Raw genomic sequence first — 22,050 nt, forward strand, 5'->3', positions numbered from 1 at the left:
ACAGCCACTCACGTTGGGAGGGCTACTCCAGGCCACAGCTCGACATCCGTCGTACAGCCGACTTCATCCTCTTCAAGCGGCACTGGCTCGCAATCGGCCATGGTCGTAACGCCCATGCTGTATTCGCCACAGGATCGAATACTGGCCGCCATCAAGGCCTCTAATTGGCCAAAGGACAAAATCCACGAACTGCGCCCCGTGTCGGGCAACAGCGGTCTGTTCGAAGCTTTTGACGGCATGATTTACGCGTTCGTCGGCGGCGAAGATTACATGTGCGTCGTGCGCCGCGCAGATGGCGAATACCAAAGTCCGATGGTGACATCGCCAGGAGTAGCGTACACCTTCAGAAAAATCGACGGTGAAGCCCGTTGGGATGCCAATTGGCTCCCTTTACAAGGTTTACTTGATGCAGACGTACCGCGCACTGTCGCAATGCCCGGGGCTGGCGTAACGCGCACAGTCACAATGCCCGAGGCTCTCGAGTTCCTACCGACATTTTTGGCAGACACCCTGACACCAAGCGAGAACTCGGCGCAGGGTGTCCGTTACGACCGGGCCAGCCGTCCCTACGTCGACACGATCGAGGGGACCATCATGGTTCATCGTCACCCCGACGGAAGCTATCAACACAGATCCCCTCAAAGCCTCATCCCGACGGGCCGAATGGTCGAGCAGATTCCCGGGCAGAAAATGTGGCGGTTCATAGACGAATGGATAGCCTGGGGCAAGAAAGCCAAGCCCGAGACCGGCGAATCACTCGCCCTTAACGGCCACCACTACCCTATCGTACCGGTGGGAACCCAGGCGAACGACGCCACTCGCGTGTATTTTCTGCAACATCCGGATTTTTCGCCAACCCACTTCGATTCGTTTGAACGCATGTTGCACGAGGCCCCGGACCTTCAACCCGTGCCGGTCTGGCGCAGTAGCGAGAGCCCTTTGAAAGTTCACGTCGGCGAGAAATCATTCACCCAGCCCCTGACAGAATCGGTCAGGGAGATGTTCAGCGAATTTTCGGATTCCACTGCACGATCCGTCGCCAGAATGTTGTTCGAGCGCGCCGACTACTCCCGCACGATCACATCGGCCGGCTTGCTTAAGCTGCAGCGGATGACTGACCAGTGGCGGCTCAAGCCTCAGGAGGCTGCATCCTGGTTCGCGGAACCGATGGACATGCTACCCGTGTTGCCCCGGGTAGAAAGTGGCGGCAAAGCCACGATATTGTTGCCGCCCGAGGTGAACGGTCCGCTGCAACGCCTGACGTTTGACCCGCAGCGTTTCCGGGATGATTGGACGATCTACCTTCAAGATCCAACATTGGCCAACCTGAGATTGCTGGTCAGGGGCGTGCTCGGGCGCGCCGGCTATAAAGTTGCAACCTTCACCACTTTGGATTCGTCGACGCTGGTGTTCCTGGGAAAGACGCGCACCACGGTCTATTACCTGAAGCTGGCACAAGTTAACGGTAATGCGGTTGAAGTGGGTGGCTCCCCCGCCCCGGGTGCGGCGGTGCTCGCCGACCCAGATCTGCGGGCGAGGGTTGGCGGCACTGCGTATAAAGCCCTCATGGATGCCAGTACATCTAACAAAATCGTCTGGCTACAGGGTGGTGCCCACCGCGACGTATTCGGTCGCCAGTCTGTTTTCATCATCAGAGAATTGTGACCACGGCCTCTTGGAGTTACTCGCTTACCCACGCTCTCCAAACGCAATATAGCTGGAGCAGCCTCCAAGGCTGCTCCAACTATCCTCCATACATGGCAGACAATTAATAGCTGTTCGCCGCAATGGGCAGTTACTTCCTGTCATGTACATATGAAAATCTTGCAACCAGGCACGGCCTGCTGATTCACAGGCGAAAAAATTTCACACCAAGACATATACACCGCACCTTCGCACCTCCATTGCCGGACATTACTCCTTTGAAACCGTGTTTCACGCGAAGCAATTCAATGGAGTAATGCAATGGCAATACCGCCGAAGAAAATTCCTGGCTCGTCCTCATCCAGCGTACCGCCGAGTTCCAGAACACCCTCGTCGGATCCGCTGGCAGGCAGCCGCGTTGACATCAGACATGTTCTGCCCGGTATAGAGGGGGCGAGTGCGGATCCGACACTCGCAACATCTTCAGTGAGTCGTTGGTCAGGTGCCTCCCGGCAGCAATCCAGCGCTCTCGTCAGCCCTATGTCTGACCTGCAAAGTCCTTCACCGACACGGCAAGTGTCAACGCAAGGCATGTCCGCCACCTCGCGTACTTCAGGTACCGACGCATCAGCCAGCGCTGTTACAGAACGCTCGTTCTTTCTCGATGCCGAGCCGGCGGAGCTACTGAAAAAATATCCCCTTTCACCGGAGGGCTTTCGTTACGACAAACGCAACAAGCGTTACGTCGAAATGGAAGACGGCAGCATGGTCATGGTGCACAAAGGACAGGACGGTCTCCGGCAGACAAACTCCCGGGAAGCAAGCCCCACCGGGAATTGGGTCAAATACCTTCCAGACAAGCAGAAATGGCGTGAATTGACCCCAGCCGAAATGACCGCCAAGCGCCCTCACCCGGAAGCTGACCTTGCTTTCAACCAGGAGGACGCCACTGCCGGTCCGAGCAAGCGAGCACGCCTCACCAACGAGGCCACTAAACAGGCTCTGGTGCAACGTCTTCTATCCACGCCGCCGAGTGCGTTGGACTCGTCGCTGCGTCAGTGGGAAAACTGGGGAAAGACCACAAGACCCGAGTCGGACGAGTCAATCGAAATAGGTGGAAAGCACTATTCGATTGTGGCTCAGGAGCGAAGCTCCGAGCCCAACCTGGTGTACTTGCAACATCCCGAGTTCAAACCCGGACGCTTTGATGCGTTTGAACACATGTTGCGCGTTGACCCTTCACGTCAGCCGAAATGGGCCTTGAAACAAGAGGGGCAATGGAGGGTACGGGATAACCACCCACCGTTTGAAATGCCCATGACTCAATACGTCTCGAGCGCATTCAACCTTTTCTCGGATCATTCGGCGCAGGCCATTGCCAGGACCGTATTCGACCGCTCCAGCCTGCCAGGCGGGATCGACAGCGAAGGACTTTCTACGCTGGCTTTGACATTTCATCACTGGAAGCACCGAGCCAGCCCCGACCTGCCACCGCCAGAACTTTTTGATCCTTTGCTGCTGCTGCCCACTCTGCCAAGGAGATCAAGCACAGGTTCGAACAGCCATGATCTCGCGCTACCGCCGCAGTTTGACGTTGCGTTGCATCGCATTGATTTCGACACCGATCGTGTCAATGCACAGTTCAACAATGAGCTGAATCGGCCAGACTCAAGTGTGCGCGCGGTGTTCAGCAATATTCTGGAACACAGCGGCTATACCGTAGATCGCACCAGTCGCATGTTCGCCGAGGATGCGTTGATCTTCAAACGGGAAGGTCTAGACGTGGTTTTTGTCTTGAAACTCCCCTCAGCACCTGTCGAGGGAACGCTTAAACGATGGGTCGAACCCGGTGCTGAGCAGGCCCTCTCTGCATTGAGATCCAGGGTCGCAGACACGTCCACGACCACGTCGCACACAACAGACTGGAGCCTGATGCTGCAAAACGGAAAGACCATTCATCTCGTGGGTGGCATTGAGATGACTCCTGCAAATCAGAAAGTGCCGTTCATCGTCCGCGAGGGTTGAGCCTTCCCCTGGCTACTCATGCCGTTTTCCGGTTGTTAAATACCGGCACGTGTTCAAGACCTTACGTCGTCATCGCAATACGCGGTGGCGGCGTAATTTTTTCCCAAAAGACGGGGATTGTCACAACGGCCTGACACCCAGACAGCCCCTTCAAAACCTTCACCGAAATGGTTTGAATCGTTTGCTTTCCAGGCAAGACATATATACCGCACGCCCCCTCCTCCGGTTGGCGAACATCACTCCCTTGGAATCGCGTCTTACGCGAAGCAATTCAATGGAGTAATGCAATGGCAACACCGCCGAAGAAAATTCCTGGCTCGTCCTCATCCAGCGTACCGCCGAGCTCCAGAACACCCTCGCCGGATTCGCTGGCAGGCAGCCGCGTTGACCTGGGACCTGTTCTCCCCGGTATGGAGGGTACGGGTGCGGATCCGACATTCAATACATCTTCAGCGAGTCTTTGGTCAGGTGCCTCCCGGCAGCAATCCAGCGCGCTCGTCAGCCCGATGCCTGACCTGCAAAGCCCGTCCCCGACACGGCAAGTGTCAACGCAAGGCGTGTCCACCGCCTCGCGTATTTCAGGTGCCGACGCATCAGCCAGCCTTGGTCTACAACACCCGTTCATTCTCGATGCCGTGCTGGCGGAGCAACTGAAACAAAAACCCCTTTCACCAGAGGGCATTCGCTACGACAAACGCAAAAAGCCTTACGTCGAAATGGAAGACGGCAGAATGGTCATGGTGCGCAAAGTACAGAACGATTACCGGCAGACAAACTCAAGAGAAGCAAGCCCCACCGGGGATTGGGTCGAATACCTTCCAGACAAGCAGAAATGGCGTGAATTGACCCCAGCCGAAATGACCGCCAAGCGCACTCACCCGGAAGCTGACCTTGCTATCAACCCGGAGGACGCCATTGCCGGTCCGAGCAAGCGAGCACGCCTTGCGAGCGAAACCGACAGCGAGGCCGGAGCAGAGGCGCTGGCACAACACCTTCTCTCCACACCGCCGAGCCCGTTGGACTTGTCGACGCGTCATTGGGAAAACTGGGGAAAGACCACAAAACCCGAGTCGGGCGAGTCAATTGAAATACAAGGAAAGCATTATTCGATTGTGGATCAGGGCCTGGGCCCCGAGACCAGACTTGTGTACTTGCAACATCCCGGGTTCAAACCCAAACGCTTTGATGCGTTCGAAGAGATGTTGCGCGAGACCCCTTCGCACCAGCCGAAATGGGTCTTGAAAGGTGTGGATCAGTGGAAGGTACTGGATAAGCCACCGTTTGAAATGCCCATGACTCAATACGTCTCGAGGACATTCAATACCCTCTCGGATCATTCGGTGCAGGCTATTGCCAGGACCCTATTCGACCGCGTCAGCTTGCCTGACGGTATTAACAACCAGGGACTTTCGACGCTGGCGTTGACATTTCGCCACTGGATGAACCGAGCCTCCTACGAACCACCGCCGCATGTTTTTTCCGATCCGTTGGTGATGTTGCCCAGAACGCCAATCCAGTCCGACAGTGTGACACCCGGCTGGAGACTGACCCTGCCTCCCCCCAGACCAGATCTATTGCAACGCCTGGACTTTGATCCACAACGTTTTCCCGGGCTATGGCAGGCATACCAGACGACCGCCACGCCTGCCAGCCTGCGCAACCTGTTCAGCGCGCTGCTGCAAGACAACGGATACGTCGTCTACTCGACTTCACGGCCGCTGAACGAAGCTGCATTGATATTTCACCGTGAAGGCGTCCGTGCGGTATTCGTTTTGAAATTCCCCCCCATCACCGCAGACACCGTTATGCGTCACACGGCTGTCGGTTTCGAACTCACTCGCGCAGATTTCCAGGCCCGACTGAGTGATGCGGGCAGAGAGGCACTTAATACCCACCTGGCAAGGGACGAAATCATTTATCTGCTCGGGGGCATCCAACATTCTGCCTCGGCGCCGACGCTGTTCATCGTCAGAGAAGGCTAAGCGGCACGCCTGCGGTGCCTTACCACAAACATTCAGACATCGAGATACATTAATGGCCAAACCTACAAAACTGGTACCGGGCATCTTCCTTCCGGATACCCGCCCAATAAGCAACCGTCCCATAACCAATGTGCCTGAGGGCGGTCGGCTGAATATCGATATCCCGCCATTGATAAGGCCGGAACCCACACGAACATTCGCAGACATCTCGCACGCGCTTTACGACGACCGTTTGCGCCAATCATCGTTACAGGTCACTGAGATCCCCGTTTCCGAACCGACAACAGTGGCTTCGGTGCTGCGAACACTTACCTGGCCTGCCGAAAACGCGCACCTGCTGAGCGCCCTCGGATCGGAAAGCGGCCTGTTCACGGACCCGGATGGCAACTTATATGCGCACGTGGAAAATGCCGGCCATATTCATGTCAGGCGCCAGCCCGACAATCGCTATCGGATTCCCCTCAACACACCAAAGCTGCCCGACCTGTTCCTTTCCAAATCAGAACGTCAGGCAACGTGGAACTTCGAACGCCCGGATTGGCTGACGGAGGAACACGAGAAAGACACGTCAGCAACCCTCGTGGTTGATTACCTTGCAACCGTTTTTCCGACCTACCTTGAGCCCGCCGACGCAGCCCGGCTTACTTCGGCACTGGATACACCCGACGGCATCCGTTATGACAAACACCGCAAAACCTACGTCGATACCGTGAAGGGAACGGTCATGGTGCGAAAGAACGCCGAGGGTGAATATCAGCAGGCTTATCCGAAGGTAGCCGATTCACCTGATATCTACTTTGAACGCATTCCCGACACGCCACTCTGGCGTCACAAGAATCCGATCCATGAGAGCCTGGCGCAAGACAGGCATGATCCTGCGACACCTATGGAGGACCTGCCGCCCAACCAGACGCTGATTGAAGGCCTGCTTTCGATTGATCAGCACGCGCGCAATCTACCTAATGGCCTGTGGCGCAAATGGGGCAAACAACGGCTGCCGCGTCTGGGCCAACACATCGAAATAGACGGGCACTATTATCGCGTGGTGCCGCAGGAGCTGAACGCCGATTCGCAACTCGTCTATCTGCAACACCCCCTGTTTTCCCCGGCGCTATACGACGCCTTCGAAGAGATGCTACGGGATAACCCATCGTTGCAGCCCAAATGGGCGATTAACAGGAATGGCCAGTGGATTGTTCTCGATACGCAATTCCCCTTCCAGATGCCCATCACGCAATACATCTCCAGAACCTTCAAATACTTGTCGGATCAATCGGTAAGCACTCTCGCTCGAACCCTGTTCAATGAGGCAAACGCTGCGGAGATCATCACCGGCCATGGTCTGGCGACACTGAACCAGGCGTTCCGTTACTGGGCTGCCAGGCATCTCATGCCACCGACACCCGGCAAACTCGCAGACCCGCTAATGATGTTGCCCGACCTCAGCGCCGAACCGGATACCCGCCACGCCACCTCGTGGACGATTGCCTCGTCGCCGGGCGAGAGTCTGCAACACCTGGAGCTTGATCCCGCGCGTTTCCCCCGACTCTGGAATGAGTACGCCACGACGCCGACCATCGCGCAATTGCGCAAGTTGTTCAGTGAGGTATTGCAAGCCGACGGGTACATCGTCAGTCCAGCACTCCCGTCATCAAGTGATGAGGCGTTGCTGTTCTATCGCGAAAACCTGGATGTCGTATTCGTGTTGCAACTACCACCCATCACCAACGGCCGACTACATCGATCGGCAACGCCACTCAGCGAGTCGACTGACTCGCTGTTTGACACCGCCATCGGCTCACAACAACAGCCATTAGCCACTTATCGGGATTCAAACAGACTTGTTTATCTGCTCGGCGGTGTTCAAACAGACGCTTCGGGCCAAACGACCCTTTTCATAATCCGTGAAGGCTGAACAGAACTTGCGGACAACCGAAGAACGAAAACGCTGATGATGATCAAGGATCACATTCAATGAAAGCGCCGAAAAAGTTAACCCCGGGCTCCTCGCCAGAGACAATGAACAGAGCAACTTGGTTATCACCAGGCTGAACTGAATCAGCGACGCTGGGTAATATCCATTCACACACCGTACCTTTAGTACAACTCTTTATAAAACTTATTCGAGAGAAGGGTTTATTTTAGTGCGCGTCATAAAGCGTGCATTGCTCGCAACCTCTTGACTAGAACACAGCGCGCCGCGGCGCCACCGACGATGAACAAGGATGTTTAAATGTCTACACAGTCCGCTGAAATGAACTACCCACTGGAAGACGACATTAAAGTCTCTGACATGGGCATTCACAAAAACGAACGTACGCCGACCACGATGGACTTCACCACTGACATCGCCGATCAGTCAGCCAACACCAAGGCACCTCATCTTCTGCGCAAACCGGGTCAGTTGAAGATGCTTGATGATCTGTACGGTCCTTTCAAGATTGGTCCGTACACAATAACTCGCCGTGGCCTGGATGCGCTGGGGGCCACTGTCAATGGCAATCCTCTAAACGGTTACAACACGCATTTTCGTACACCCAGTCGCGCTTTCATAAATGCTCTCCAGTTCAGTTACCCGGAAATCGAAAAACGCATGAAGATTTCTGCATTCGGGGATGACTATTTACTGCCTACAATGCTCTTCGAAATGTCCACCATGCGCTCTCGCCAGAGCCCTCCCGTGATCAGGGTTGAACCCGATGTAACTGTGGAAACAGGCAGTTATCACGAAAAGCTGACGCGCATTTTGAACTCCACACAGAACCTCGATCTGCGACTGGCCTATCAGAAAAAACGAGGGGGCGCAGGCCTGGGAGTTTTAAAAAACTACACCATGATCGGCGCAAGCGTTGGCTTCCAGCTCTTCGGCCTGTTCATGGGCGTTCGCGGTATCAACGATGCTATAAAAAACAATGACGAGACCGCAATTATCTTCAACAGCGTCGGAATCGGCACAGAAGTTGCCTCGATTGTAACTGACGTCGCCGTCACCAAAGTCGGCCAGCACATGATAAGTGCCGGCAACAGTGCCTTGAGGGATTTTGCCAAAACCAGAGCCGGATTGCGGTTCGCCCGCGCAGGCGGACTCATTGGCGCAATATTCACGGTGCCTTTTGATATTGCCAGTGCAGTCATGGAGTTTACCGCTGCGGGCAATACGGACGGCAAGCAAGCCATGGATCACTACGTCAACGGTGGCTTGAACATTGCCAGTGCCGCCATGACGTTAATACTCGCCAGTGCCGCCATGGCCGGGTTTTCGATGGCAGGCCCGTTGGGATTGGCCGCCTGCGCCATCATGGTTCTCGGCTCGCAAATCTACGGCGCGGTGCGGATCGTGGATGATATCGACGACTACATCGAACTCACCGTTGAGGAGCGTTGGCGCACCGGTTGGTTTTCCTTTCTTCCCGGCGGTGTGATCGATATAGAAATCAGTCGCCGCTACATGCTTGCCAGAGCCAAAATCGAAACCGCCCAAGAGCTGGAATCAGCCTCCAGAGAGATGCTCGACGTTACGCATAAAGACATCGTGGAGGCCGTTGTTAACGGGAGCTATAAACACGAGATCAGACCAAGAACAAGAGTTTTCGAAAAAAACTTCTGGGGATTACCCACCAGCCGAATCGTCGAATCCGTAGAAGTCGTTGGTACCGACGATACGATTGATGCTCGTGAAGGCGTCACAGCTTCCACACCGGGTGCGGTATTGGGTACCCCTGGGGAAAACAAAGGTGTCATATGGAAAATCAGCGACGGTAAAGACACCATCAAAGGTGTACTGAAAAAAAACAACTATTTTTATTACGGCGAAGGGAAAAAAGATCTCACTGGCGGCGAAAAAGATGATGTCTTCATCTTCGATGAATCCCATGAAGAGATCACAAGATACGTTACCAAAAATGAACCCTCCGCGCTAAGGGGTGGTGCCGGCAACGATACGTTGATTCTGGATGGCAAACAGTTTTTTTCCGAGAAAGGCCGGGGATTTGACATCGACCTGTCTGTGGGAACTTTGAATATCCATTTCCCGGATTCAGCTCCGGGATCCTCGAGTAGCCAGCGTTATCCATTAAGGGCAACGCTTGAAAGTATCGAGAACGTACAAACACTGACTAACGGTGTAAGTATTGTCACGGGTACCGATAAAGCCAATGACATCAAGTCCAGGGGAAGCGACAGAATCCTCGCCGGTGCTGGCGATGACTCGATTCATTTGCTCCATGGAGGGACACAGGCCTCTGGAGAGGCCGGCATTGATATTTACCATGTGTCGCTGCGATCGGGGGACATCTGCATTACCGAGGATGGCGTAGACGACAGCTTTATCCAGCTAGGCTGGAGAACGGATCTGATTGAAAAAATGGAAATCAGGGAGAACAGCCTCGTACTCACATTGGCATTCGATTTCCACCGACACCGCAGCACTGTCTGCATCAACGACGTTTATAAAGAAGCCGATGGCAAGCGTATCCTGATCAATAACAAATTGACCTTTATCACCCAGGATGACTGCTACTTCAAAGCCGACCTGCCCGAACAAATTGAACAAGGCAATCCCGTCGTCATACAAGCCGACATCCTCAAACCCGGGTTACCGGAACACACCTTCTTTCTAAAATTAGACGCCTGGTACGTACCGCTTAACCAGAACACCAGCTTGTATATCCAGAGAATTGCCAAAAAAGTCCAGCTTTTCACAGGGGCTTCTCCGAGCGCTTATTTTGGGACGCGTATTTTTCTAGATTACGACAGTACCGAGATGACCAGCGCTCACGCAGTTTTCAAAATGAGCAAGACCAACGTAGAAGGCAAATTCGACGTCTCATGCGACTTCCTTTTCTATTTCGACAAATGCCTGTTGCACATACTGGGGGCTGGCTTTTACCCGGCAACGACGCTTGATGCGGCACTGAAAAAGGCCAAAGACAAAGTGTCCATTCACGGATACATGCTGTTGTTCAGAGATGGAAAATCCTTCACGCCGCACCTCGATGAGGCCTCCGTCGAGGCAAAATTCAAACACCAGGTTTACGCACTTACAGACACTCTCCATAATCTGGAGCTCACGCGAACAATAAAAAGCGATGTCAATTTTAATCTTCCCGAATCCTTACCACCAAAGCTGGATCAGGTTTCAGCCTGCGTAAATATGCCTTTATCCAGCGCACAGACTTCCGTCGACAATCTCGAAGGCATGGGGGGAACCTATCTGGTCCACGTTAATGTTGGCCGGGTCATGCGCCTTTCGACTCCTGGAGGGATGGCCACTGCCGAAACGCGACTGAACAACTCTTCCACGTGGTTCCTGGACACCACCAAGCACTGGTATTCCAGGATTGAACTGGTCAACAACCAGTTGTACCTGGGGAGTACCACGATTTTCTTGCCGGAATACGGCGCCGATGACCTCATTGACGAGATTTTCGTCATCACCTCCCGAGGCATCATCCACACGGTGGATTTGTCTTTCGACCGGATCTATATAAACAGTCTGGACGCCAGGTTTTTCGAACCGCTCGACCCATCAGGCACGTTTATGCCGGAGGACTTTGCCCCCATTGCCAACAAGGAGTTGAAAGTGCGAAACATACAAATGAGCGATGGCACCGCGGGTAACCTGTTGTACAGCCTGGCAAACCGCAAGTGGATTCTGGACAGCGACAGAACGCGTGAAATCAACTATTCGCAGCTAAGAGTAACGGGGCAATGCTCGCATCTGAATCCAGATATGTTCAAGATAACCCTGCCTGATAACTGATTGTTGACCAGACCGTTTGGCAACATCGGAGACTTGCGCATAACGACTTTAAAGGAATAAAAAAAGCCCGCAGTGTGAGCGGGCGAAAGACCAAAGAAGCTATATGCGCAGTCGCTTCCCGGTGGGGGCAGCCGCTTGGGGGTCAGCTGCCCCGGTACGTGGAGTAACTGTAAGGCGAGATCAGCAATGGAACGTGGTAGTGATCCTGTTCGGCAGAGATGCCGAACCGCAGCACTACCACATCCAGAAACGCCGGCTCCGGCAGTTGCACACCACGGGCGCGGTAGTAATCGCCAGCGTGGAACTGAACCTGATAAACCCCGGTACGGTAGTCATCGCCCTGCAACAGCGGCGCATCGACCCGGCCATCGCTGTTGGTGATCGCGCTGGCGACCAATTCCAGCTGCGAACCTTCAACGCGGTATAACTCGACCTTGATCGAGCTGCCCGGGCAACCGTGTGCAGCGTCCAAAACGTGTGTAGTCAAACGTCCCATTGATTCTGCGCGCCTGCCTGCATAGTGCAGTCAGACTTCGCGCCTCCCGAAGTCAGTTGAAAAGGAGACCGCACCGATTCGGAGCACGAAAAGCTGCGGCGAGCGACTGATTAAGACACTTTTCAAAAAAATTGTACACAATAAAAACGACATTTTTTCCTTCACCCCCGCCATCCGGGACTTTTCTCCCAATCTGCCCCTCAAGCGCCTGAACATTGCACCTCACATCCATTAACTGACTGGTCAGGCAGGTTTCTTGCAGGCTCACGCCAATAGCAGCAAAAGATGACAGTCGGTGAAAAATGCGAAAATTCAGGCTTACAAAGTGCGATTAAAGTTGTATACAATCAGCCCATCGCTGTGACGCCAGCCTGCAATCTCATCGCCAGGCAGCCACGTAATCCCGACTTTGAATAAGTCATGAACAAGAAGGAAGACTGCAGTGAGCGCTGACTACCCACGCGACCTGATCGGTTACGGCAGTAACCCTCCTCACCCACACTGGCCGGGCAATGCCCGCGTTGCCCTGTCTTTCGTGCTCAATTACGAAGAAGGCGGTGAGCGCAACATTCTGCACGGTGACAAAGAATCCGAAGCCTTCCTCTCTGAAATGGTTGCCGCCCAGCCGCTGCAAGGCGCGCGCAACATGAGCATGGAATCGCTTTACGAGTATGGCAGCCGTACCGGCGTCTGGCGGATCCTCAAGCTGTTCAAGGAATTCGATATTCCGCTGACCATCTTCGCCGTCGCCATGGCCGCCCAGCGTCATCCGGACGTGATTCGTGCGATGGTTGAAGCAGGTCACGAGATCTGCAGCCACGGCTATCGCTGGATCGACTACCAGTACATGGACGAGGCGCAGGAACGCGAGCACATGCTCGAAGCCATCCGCATCCTCACCGAACTCACCGGCGAGCGCCCGTTGGGCTGGTACACCGGCCGCACCGGCCCGAACACTCGTCGTCTGGTCATGGAAGAAGGTGGTTTCCTCTACGACTGCGACACCTACGACGACGACCTGCCCTACTGGGAACCGAACAACCCGACCGGCAAGCCGCACCTGGTGATCCCGTACACCCTCGACACCAATGACATGCGCTTCACGCAAGTGCAGGGTTTCAACAAGGGCGACGATTTCTTCGAATACCTCAAGGACGCGTTCGACGTGCTCTACGCCGAAGGTGCTGAAGCGCCGAAGATGCTCTCGATCGGTCTGCATTGCCGCCTGATCGGCCGCCCGGGGCGCATCGCTTCGCTCAAGCGCTTTATCGAATACGCCAAAAGTCATGAACAGGTGTGGTTCAGCCGTCGCGTCGACATCGCACGTCACTGGCACGAAACCCACCCGTACCAAGGGGCAGCCAAATGAGCCGCTTTCAAACCCTGCAACCGTCGACCCTGAGCCGCGACGCTTTCGTCAACGCCTTCGCCGACATCTACGAACATTCGCCATGGGTGGCCGAGAAGGCCTACGACCTGGGCGCAGACGCCTCGATCGACGAGATCGAAACCCTGCACCAGCGCATGAGCGACATCCTGTTGAGCGCCGATCACACCAGTCAACTGGCACTGATCAACGCTCACCCGGACCTGGCCGGCAAAGCCGCCGTCCAGGGCGAACTGACCGAAGCCAGCACCAATGAACAGGCTGGCGCCGGTATTCACCAATGCACGGCCGAAGAGTTCCAGCGCTTCACCGAGCTGAACGACGCCTACAAAGCCAAGTTCAAGTTTCCCTTCATCATGGCGGTAAAAGGCAGCAACCGGCATCAGATCCTCGCGGCGTTCGAAACGCGCATTCACAATTCAGCGGAAACCGAATTCAAATGCGCGCTGGCGGAGATCAACAAGATCGCCCTGTTCCGTTTACTGACCCTCTAGCGAAGCCTGACCCGAGCATGTCAAACGCGGAGAATGCCCAGGGTCTTGCAAGCATCCCCAGCCAACTTATTTAAAGGCAGACAAGAAGAATGAAAGCTTACGCCGTACCTTTCGAGAAGTTCGTCAACCTGGCCGATGCCCGTCTGGGCACCAAAATCATCTCGGTCACCGATGACTGGTTCGCAGACGCCAATCGTCTGTTCCAACCGACCCCGGCCGTATGGAAGGAGGGCGTGTTCGATGACAACGGCAAGTGGATGGACGGCTGGGAATCGCGCCGCAAGCGCTTCGAAGGCTTCGACAGCGCCGTGATCCGCCTGGGCGTACCGGGTTCGATCAAAGGCGTGGACATCGACACTTCATTCTTCACCGGCAACTACCCGCCATCGGCCTCTCTGGAAGCGTGCTTCCTGGCGTCGGGCGAGCCTGATGAAAACACTCAGTGGACTGAAGTGCTGTCGGCCGTCGAGCTGCAAGGCAACAGCCACCACTACCACGAAATCAGCAACGACAAAGCGTTCAGCCACCTGCGTTTCAACATCTACCCGGACGGTGGTGTTGCCCGTCTGCGCGTGTACGGTGTGCCGCATCGTGACTGGTCGGCCGTTGGCGACAACGAGCAAATCGACCTGGCAGCAGCCCTTAACGGTGGCCGCGCCCTCGCCTGCTCCGACGAACACTTCGGCCGCATGAGCAACATCCTCAACCCGGGCCGTGGCATCAACATGGGCGACGGCTGGGAAACTGCACGTCGTCGCACGCCGGGCAATGACTGGGTGATCGTCGCACTGGGCCACCCGGGCGAGATCGAAAAAATCATCGTCGACACCCTGCACTTCAAGGGCAACTACCCGGACACTTGCTCGATCCAGGGCGCGTTCGTCAAGGGCGGTACTGACAGCCAGATCGAAACCCAGTCGCTGTTCTGGCGCGATCTGCTGCCAAGCCAGAAACTGGAAATGCACGCCGAACACACCTTCGTCGAGCAGATCAAGGCTCTGGGCCCGATCACCCACATCCGCCTGAACGTGTTCCCGGATGGTGGTGTGAGTCGCCTGCGCGTACTGGGCAAGGTCGCGAAGTAATGCTGAGCCTGTAGGAGCTGCCGCAGGCTGCGATCTTTTGATCTTAAAAACAAAATCAAAAGATCGCAGGTTTCGCCAGCTCCTACAGGGATCGCGCAAGACGCACTGACAAGTTGAACAACACAGAATTCGGATAAGAAGAACAGCATGCGCACACTGACGATTGAACCGCTGAGCAAAGAAGCCTTCGCCCCTTTCGGTGACGTGATCGAAACCGACGGCAGCGATCACTTCATGATCAACAACGGTTCGACCATGCGCTTCCATAAACTGGCGACGGTCGAAACCGCTCAGCCTGAGGACAACGCGATCATCAGCATTTTCCGCGCCGACGCGCAGGACATGCCGCTGACCGTTTGCATGCTGGAACGCCATCCGCTGGGCAGCCAGGCTTTCATTCCGCTGCTCGGCAACCCCTTTCTGATCGTGGTCGCGCCCGTTGGCGATGAACCTGTATCAGGCTTGGTCCGCGCCTTCGTCACCAACGGCAGGCAGGGCATTAATTACCATCGCGGCGTTTGGCACCATCCGGTGCTGACGATCGAAAAGCGGGATGACTTCCTGGTGGTTGATCGCAGTGGCACAGGCAATAACTGCGATGAGCATTTTTTCAAAGAGGATGAGCGTTTGATCCTCGCCCCCCACCAATAAGAGAAGGTCTGATCACTCGACAACAGAGTGACAGGCGAGAGGTAAAGACTGTGGAAGCACATCTGTTGGAATGGCTGAACCTGAGCGTGCGCTGGGTTCACATGATTACTGGCGTGGCCTGGATCGGCGCGTCGTTCTATTTCGTCTGGCTGGAGAACAACCTCAACCGCGTCAACCCGAAAACCGGTCTGGCCGGTGATCTGTGGGCGATCCACGGTGGCGGTATCTATCACCTGGAAAAATACAAACTGGCTCCCCCGACCATGCCGGATAACCTGCACTGGTTCAAATGGGAAGCCTACTTCACCTGGCTGTCGGGGATCGCGCTGCTTTGCGTAGTCTTCTACTACAACCCGACGCTGTACCTGCTGGCACCGGGCAGCAGCCTGACCGGCCCTGAAGGCGTTGCGCTGGGCATTGGCTCTCTGTTCGTCGGCTGGTTCGTCTACTCCTTCCTTTGCGACTCGGCCCTGGGTAAACGCCCTGCCCTGCTCGGCTTCATCCTGTTCGTGCTGATCATTGGCGCGGCGTATGGCTTCAGCAAGGTGTTCAGCGGTCGCGGTGCGTACCTGCACGTTGGCGCGATCATCGGCACCATCATGGTCGGTAACGTGTTCCGCATCATCATGCCGGCGCAACGTGCACTGGTCGCGGCGATTGCCGAGAACCGCACGCCGGATCCGGCGCTGCCCGCCAAAGGCTTGCTGCGTTCGCGTCACAACAACTACTTCACCCTGCCGGTGCTGTTCATCATGATCAGCAACCACTTCCCGAGCACGTATGGTAGCCAGTACAACTGGTTGATCCTGGCCGGGATCGCGGTGTTTGCGGTGTTGGTGCGTCACTACTTCAACACCCGTCACGACAGCCACAAGTTCGCCTGGACTTTGCCTGTTGCAGCCGTTGGCATGATCACTCTGGCGTACGTCACCGGCCCTGCGCCGATGTCCACCGCACCGGAAGTGGCGAAGGCGCCAGCGAAAATCGAGTACCAGCCATTGCCGGAAACTGCAGTGGGCGGTGGCTTGAAACCGGCTGAAGCGGCGCAACCTGCTGCACCTGCCGAACCTGCAGCACCAGCGCAAGCCTCCAACGCCGGCCCAGGCTTCGACAAAGTGCATAACGTGATTCAAGAGCGTTGCACGGTTTGTCACTCGGCCAAGCCGACCAGCCCGTTGTTCAGCGCAGCTCCGGCCGGTGTGATGCTCGACACTCCTGAGCAGATTCGCCAGAACGCGGCGCGTATCCAGGCGCAAGCCATCACCACGCAGATCATGCCACTGGGCAACATCACACAGATGACCCAGCAGGAACGTGACCTGATCGGTGCATGGATCGCCCAGGGAGCCCAGACCAACTAAGCCACACAAAAACCTGCTTAACAGCAGGCTTTTGAGGTGAAGGGATTTACCTGTGCTTGAGGATTTACCTGTGGCGAGGGGATTTATCCCCGATCGGCGGCGCAGCCGTCGCAGAACCTGTCATTGCCATCTGCCTGATGTATTGCGATTGCAGGTTTTGGGGCTACTTCGTAGCCCATCGGGGATAAATCCCCCTCGCCACAAAATTCCTCTGACCACACATACGAATGATGCAAAGAAACAGCTGTGAGCCACCCGGCAGCTGTTAATCACAAGAATAAAAAGATCCGAGGTGTTGCATGTCCGAGCTGTCCAAAGCGCGCATCCCCGACGCACCCGCCATTCAGCGTTTGCCCCTTTTGCAACTGATCCTGGTCGGTTTGCAACATGTTCTGCTGATGTACGGTGGTGCCATCGCGGTGCCGCTGATCATTGGACAGGCCGCTGGCCTGAGTCGTGAAGAAATCGCCTTCCTGATCAACGCCGACCTGCTGGTCGCCGGTATTGCCACCATCGTGCAGTCGCTCGGTATCGGCCCGATGGGCATTCGCATGCCGGTGATGATGGGCGCCAGTTTTGCCGCTGTCGGCAGCATGGTCGCCATGGCCGGCATGCCCGGTATCGGTCTGCAAGGCATCTTCGGTGCAACAATCGCCGCCGGATTCTTCGGCATGATCATCGCGCCGTTCATGTCCAAGGTCGTACGTTTCTTCCCGCCGCTGGTGACGGGCACCGTCATCACCTCGATCGGTTTGTCGCTGTTCCCCGTGGCCGTGAACTGGGCCGGTGGCGGTGCCGATGCGGCTCAATTCGGCTCACCTATTTATCTGGCCATTGCCGCACTGGTGCTGGCCACCATCCTGCTGGTCCACCGCTTCATGCGCGGTTTCTGGGTGAACATTTCCGTGCTGATCGGCATGTGCTTCGGTTACGTCCTTTGCGGCGCGATCGGCATGGTCGACCTCAGCGGCATGGCCGCTGCGCCGTGGGTTCAGTTCGTCACTCCGCTGCATTTCGGCATGCCGAAGTTCGAACTCGCCCCGATCCTTTCAATGTGTCTGGTGGTGGTAATCATCTTCGTCGAGTCCACCGGGATGTTCCTCGCGCTGGGCAAAATCACCGGCCAGGAAGTCTGCCCGCGCATGTTGCGTCGCGGTTTGCTGTGCGATGCGGGCGCCTCGTTCTTCGCCGGTTTCTTCAACACCTTCACCCACTCCTCCTTCGCGCAGAACATCGGCCTGGTGCAGATGACCGGCGTGCGCTGCCGTTCGGTCACCATCGTTGCCGGCGGTTTGCTGATCGTCTTGAGCCTGCTGCCCAAAGCCGCGTTCCTGGTGGCGTCGATTCCTCCAGCGGTACTCGGCGGTGCAGCGATTGCGATGTTCGGCATGGTCGCTGCGACCGGGATCAAGATTCTGCAAGAAGCCGACATCGGTGACCGTCGCAACCAGTTGCTGGTGGCGGTGAGCATCGGCATGGGACTGATCCCGGTGGTGCGTCCGGAGTTTTTCGCACACCTGCCGATGTGGATGAGCCCTATCACCCACAGCGGCATCGCCATGGCAACGCTCAGCGCGCTGACGCTGAACCTGCTGTTCAACATTCTAGGCGGCGCCGAGCGCGCGGCGATCAACGACTGCAACGCGCACTCGCATTAACAGCAACACCGAAGAACCCCTGTAGCAGTGAGCCTGCTCGCGATCGCGGTATGACATTCAACACACCAGTTGACTGAAACAACGCCATCGCGAGCAGGCTCACTCCTACAGGGGTCAGACAGCTCTGCGCCTTAAAAATAAAAACAAGAGGGAGCAACAGATGATTCGCACGCAATCGAGTTTGCTATTGAGCGGCGGCCTGCTCGCCGCATCCCAGGCCATGGCCGGCGATTTATTGCTCTGGCAGACCAACAGCCTCAGCTACCTGTACGGCAAGAATTTCGCGATCAACCCGTCGATCCAGCAGACGGTGACCTTCGAGCACGCCGACAAGTGGAAGTACGGCGACAACTTTCTGTTCGTCGACAAGATCTTCTACAACGGCAAAGAAGACGCGAACAAAGGCCCGCACGCGTTCTATGGTGAATTCACCCCGCGCTTCTCGTTCGGCAAGATCTTCGACCAGAAAATCGAGTTCGGCCCGATCAAGGATGTACTGCTGGCGATGACCTATGAATACGGCGAAGGTGAAAGCGAGGCCTACCTGATCGGCCCCGGCTTCGACCTCAAAGTGCCTGGCTTCAATTACGTCACCCTGAACATCTTCCGCCGCCAGACCGAAGGCCCACGCCCCGGCGATGGCGTCTGGCAGATCACGCCCGGCTGGTCCTACAGCATTCCGGTAGGCAATTCCGACCTGTTGATCGACGGTTATCTGGACTGGGTGGTCGACAACGATGAGAACTCGCGCGGCACCTACCACGCCAACCTGCACATCAATCCGCAGATCAAATATGACTTGGGCAAAGCCCTGGGCTGGAGTCAGAAGCAGCTGTATGTCGGCACCGAATACAGCTACTGGAAGAACAAATACGGCGTCGAAAACAGCCATAACTTCGACACCAATCAGAACACCGCCAGCCTGCTGGTGAAGGTGCACTTCTGAGATGGCCCGCAACCGTGCCCCATGCCTGTCGTCGGTGCTCTGTTGCGGGGCACTTGAGAGCTGGCCGAGGAGTCAGTATTCTCCGCGGCCTCTTGAATTCGGTCTAAAAAAAAGCCCGGATTTAATTCCTGACCGAAAAGCCAACTTATCCCGGCCCCGGCCAGTACCGAGGCATCCCGAAAACACGCTCAATCGACTGTTTTTCAGCAGCCGAAGGGCGTTTTTTTGCTTTTCGAAAAGCCTTGGCTCAGCTCTTGCTAACAGCAAACAAGCTGACCGATCGGATGACTTTTTGCAGCAACGAAAAAAGGCGCCACACCAGAGCGCCGATCAAAAAAAATAAACGTGGAACACCTACTTTGGGAGCAACCGAATGAAACGTATGTGCACCAGCCTGATGCTTGCGGGATCCTTGCTGGCCGGGGGGCAGGCCATGGCCGAAGGCCTCCTGCAATGGCAGGACAACAGCCTGACCTACCTTTACGGCAAGGACTTCCAGGTCAACCCGCGCATCCAGCAGACCGTCACCTTTGAACACGCTGACGGGTGGAAGTACGGGGACAACTTCTTCTTCCTCGACAAGATCTTCTACAACGGTGAAAAGGACTTCAACAACGGTCCGAACACCTACTATGGCGAGTTCCAGCCACGCATCTCGCTGGGCAAGGTTCTCGACCAGAAGATCGAGTTCGGCCCGATCAAAGACGTCCTGCTGGCGATGACTTACGAGTTCGGCGAGGGTGACACCGAGTCGTACCTGATCGGTCCGGGTTTCGACCTGGCCATCCCGGGCTTCGACTACTTCCAGCTGAACTTCTACCAGCGTCACACCGAAGGCTCGCGCGCCGGTGACAACGTCTGGCAGATCACACCGGTGTGGTCCTACACCGTGCCGGTGGGCAATTCGAACATCCTGATCGACGGCTATATGGACTGGGTGACCGACAACGATTCCAACTCCAAAGGCGACTACCACGCCAACCTGCACTTCAACCCACAGGTCAAATACGACCTGGGCAAGGCGCTGAGTTATGGCGAGAAGCAGTTGTATGTCGGTATTGAGTACGACTACTGGAAAGACAAGTACGGCATCGACGACACCGGTGCGTTCAAGACCAATCAGAGCGTGACCAACTTCCTGGTGAAGTTCCACTTCTGATAAAGATCAAAAGATCGCAGGCTTCGCCAGCTCCTACAGGGGACCGCATTCCTCTGTAGGAGCTGCCGATGGCTGCGATCTTTTGCTTTAAAGCATCGTCAGCAGGCTGGCTCCCACAGGGATTTGTGTCGTTCATACAATTTGAATCTGACACAAAACCTATGGGAGCTGGCTTGCCAGCGATTGGCCGCACCACCGATCTCAGGCCGGAACCATCGCCTCGGATAGCCCGAGAAACCGGCACAACTCCTCACGCTTGGCCAACGCATCGCGCCGCCCCAGATCAATCAGCTCGCTGCAATACCCCGCTTCGAACAGCAGATAACTCAACACCCCTGCCCCACTCGTCTTTGTCGCACCCGGCCCACGCAAGAACAACCGCAACGCCGCCGGCAACTCCTGGCGATGCCGCGCCGCGATCTCATCGATCGGCTGACTTGGCGAAATCACCAGCACCTCCACTGGCGCCACGCCCAATGCGCGGGTCGGCGTGCCATCGGGCATCAGGTGACTGAACTGGTTCAAGCGCTCAAGCAACTCGATGTCACTCTCCAGACTGTCAATGAACGTGCTGTTGAGCATGTGCCCGCCGATCTGCGCCAGCGTCGGCTGCTGACCGGTGTAGGTGCGTTCCAGCGGCTGCTGCGGATCAACCCCGCGCGGGTTGCCGCTGACGCCCACCACCAGCACGCGAGTCGCGCCCAGGTGCAGCGCCGGACTGATCGGCGCCGATTGGCGTACCGCGCCGTCGCCGAAATACTCTTCGCCGATCTTCACCGGGGCGAACAGCAACGGAATCGCCGAACTGGCCAACAGATGCTCCACCGACAACTGCGTCGGCACGCCAATGCGTCGATGACGCAGCCACGCATCGATCACGCCACCGCCCTGATAGAACGTCACCGCCTGCCCCGATTCGTAGCCGAATGCGGTCACCGCCACGGCGCGCAATTGCTTTTGCGCGATGGATTCGGCGATGCCGGGCAGGTGCAGTTTTTCATTGAGCAGTTCACGCAGCGGCGAACTGTTGAGCAGCGCCACCGGCATCTGTCGACCGATGCCGAGCAAGCTATGGCTGACAAACCGACTGGCCTGACGGATCACGCCAGGCCAGTCACTGCGCAGCACGCGATGGCTGCGAAAGCCCTGCCAGAACAGTGTGAGGCGCTCGATGGCGGCGCGAAAATCGGTGGCGCCGCTGGCCAGGCTGACCGCGTTGATCGCCCCCGCCGAGGTGCCGACGATCACTGGAAAGGGATTGTCCGCGCCCAATGGCAGCAACTCTGCAATCGCCGCCAACACCCCTACCTGATACGCCGCCCGAGCCCCGCCGCCGGAAAGAATCAAACCTGTGACCGGTTCAGCAGGGCTCATCGCAACACTCCATGGTGCTTAGGGGGA

At 56.3% G+C, this 22,050-nt stretch carries 15 protein-coding genes; 13 read left to right on the forward strand and 2 right to left on the reverse strand.

The features are described from left to right. The first annotated feature begins 114 nt into the window (after nucleotides 1-114). The 5 genes from ICA16_RS27285 (at nucleotide 115) to ICA16_RS27305 (ending at nucleotide 11,412) form a co-directional block, all read left to right on the forward strand. On the forward strand, nucleotides 115-1,665 hold the full coding sequence (locus tag ICA16_RS27285) for a hypothetical protein (protein WP_210702096.1): 1,551 nt from the start codon (nucleotides 115-117) through the stop codon (nucleotides 1,663-1,665). A 570-nt stretch (nucleotides 1,666-2,235) separates the two neighbouring features. After that, the gene (locus tag ICA16_RS27290) at nucleotides 2,236-3,669 is read left to right on the forward strand and encodes a hypothetical protein (RefSeq protein WP_210702097.1); all 1,434 of its coding nucleotides are present in this window, start codon (nucleotides 2,236-2,238) and stop codon (nucleotides 3,667-3,669) included. A 287-nt stretch (nucleotides 3,670-3,956) separates the two neighbouring features. After that, nucleotides 3,957-5,651, forward strand: coding sequence for a hypothetical protein (locus ICA16_RS27295; protein WP_210702098.1), 1,695 nt, complete (start codon nucleotides 3,957-3,959; stop codon nucleotides 5,649-5,651). A gap of 52 nt (nucleotides 5,652-5,703) precedes the next feature. Continuing rightward, nucleotides 5,704-7,566, forward strand: coding sequence for a hypothetical protein (locus ICA16_RS27300; protein WP_210702099.1), 1,863 nt, complete (start codon nucleotides 5,704-5,706; stop codon nucleotides 7,564-7,566). Nucleotides 7,567-7,884: 318 nt separating this feature from the next. Further along, the gene (locus ICA16_RS27305; RefSeq protein WP_210702100.1) at nucleotides 7,885-11,412 is read left to right on the forward strand and encodes a calcium-binding protein; all 3,528 of its coding nucleotides are present in this window, start codon (nucleotides 7,885-7,887) and stop codon (nucleotides 11,410-11,412) included. 142 nt (nucleotides 11,413-11,554) lie between these two features. On the opposite strand, the gene uraH is transcribed toward ICA16_RS27305, so the two are convergent. Beyond that, complete coding sequence (gene uraH / locus ICA16_RS27310) at nucleotides 11,555-11,908, reverse strand: hydroxyisourate hydrolase (RefSeq protein WP_008031462.1); 354 nt, start codon at nucleotides 11,906-11,908, stop codon at nucleotides 11,555-11,557. A gap of 442 nt (nucleotides 11,909-12,350) precedes the next feature. Here uraH and puuE point away from each other — a divergent pair, with 442 nt between their 5' ends. From puuE to ICA16_RS27350, 8 genes are all read left to right on the forward strand, one after another. Continuing rightward, nucleotides 12,351-13,277 (forward strand): allantoinase PuuE, encoded by a 927-nt coding sequence (gene puuE, locus ICA16_RS27315; protein ID WP_150601281.1) that lies wholly within the window; start codon nucleotides 12,351-12,353, stop codon nucleotides 13,275-13,277. Further along, nucleotides 13,274-13,789, forward strand: a complete 516-nt coding sequence (gene uraD / locus ICA16_RS27320) for a 2-oxo-4-hydroxy-4-carboxy-5-ureidoimidazoline decarboxylase (protein WP_150618543.1) — start codon at nucleotides 13,274-13,276, stop codon at nucleotides 13,787-13,789. The genes puuE and uraD overlap by 4 nt, the downstream gene beginning before the upstream one ends. A gap of 89 nt (nucleotides 13,790-13,878) precedes the next feature. Beyond that, on the forward strand, nucleotides 13,879-14,874 hold the full coding sequence (gene alc, locus ICA16_RS27325; protein WP_042558426.1) for an allantoicase: 996 nt from the start codon (nucleotides 13,879-13,881) through the stop codon (nucleotides 14,872-14,874). A gap of 147 nt (nucleotides 14,875-15,021) precedes the next feature. Further along, on the forward strand, nucleotides 15,022-15,525 hold the full coding sequence (locus ICA16_RS27330; RefSeq protein WP_034151759.1) for an ureidoglycolate lyase: 504 nt from the start codon (nucleotides 15,022-15,024) through the stop codon (nucleotides 15,523-15,525). A gap of 50 nt (nucleotides 15,526-15,575) precedes the next feature. After that, nucleotides 15,576-16,886: a urate hydroxylase PuuD gene (locus tag ICA16_RS27335; RefSeq protein WP_210553640.1), complete on the forward strand. Its 1,311-nt coding sequence runs from the start codon at nucleotides 15,576-15,578 to the stop codon at nucleotides 16,884-16,886. Between the two features lie 299 nt (nucleotides 16,887-17,185). After that, the gene (locus ICA16_RS27340; protein WP_150618541.1) at nucleotides 17,186-18,544 is read left to right on the forward strand and encodes a nucleobase:cation symporter-2 family protein; all 1,359 of its coding nucleotides are present in this window, start codon (nucleotides 17,186-17,188) and stop codon (nucleotides 18,542-18,544) included. Between the two features lie 160 nt (nucleotides 18,545-18,704). Further along, nucleotides 18,705-19,490 (forward strand): outer membrane protein OmpK, encoded by a 786-nt coding sequence (locus tag ICA16_RS27345; RefSeq protein ID WP_150618539.1) that lies wholly within the window; start codon nucleotides 18,705-18,707, stop codon nucleotides 19,488-19,490. 373 nt (nucleotides 19,491-19,863) lie between these two features. After that, a complete protein-coding gene (locus ICA16_RS27350; protein WP_150601278.1) occupies nucleotides 19,864-20,649 on the forward strand; it encodes an outer membrane protein OmpK in 786 nt (261 codons plus the stop codon). A gap of 201 nt (nucleotides 20,650-20,850) precedes the next feature. Here ICA16_RS27350 and ICA16_RS27355 read toward each other — a convergent pair whose 3' ends face one another. Next, the gene (locus tag ICA16_RS27355; protein ID WP_210702101.1) at nucleotides 20,851-22,023 is read right to left on the reverse strand and encodes a patatin-like phospholipase family protein; all 1,173 of its coding nucleotides are present in this window, start codon (nucleotides 22,021-22,023) and stop codon (nucleotides 20,851-20,853) included. Nucleotides 22,024-22,050: the final 27 nt, after the last annotated feature.

This window comes from Pseudomonas anatoliensis (assembly GCF_017976235.1).
Taxonomy (GTDB): domain Bacteria; phylum Pseudomonadota; class Gammaproteobacteria; order Pseudomonadales; family Pseudomonadaceae; genus Aquipseudomonas; species Aquipseudomonas anatoliensis.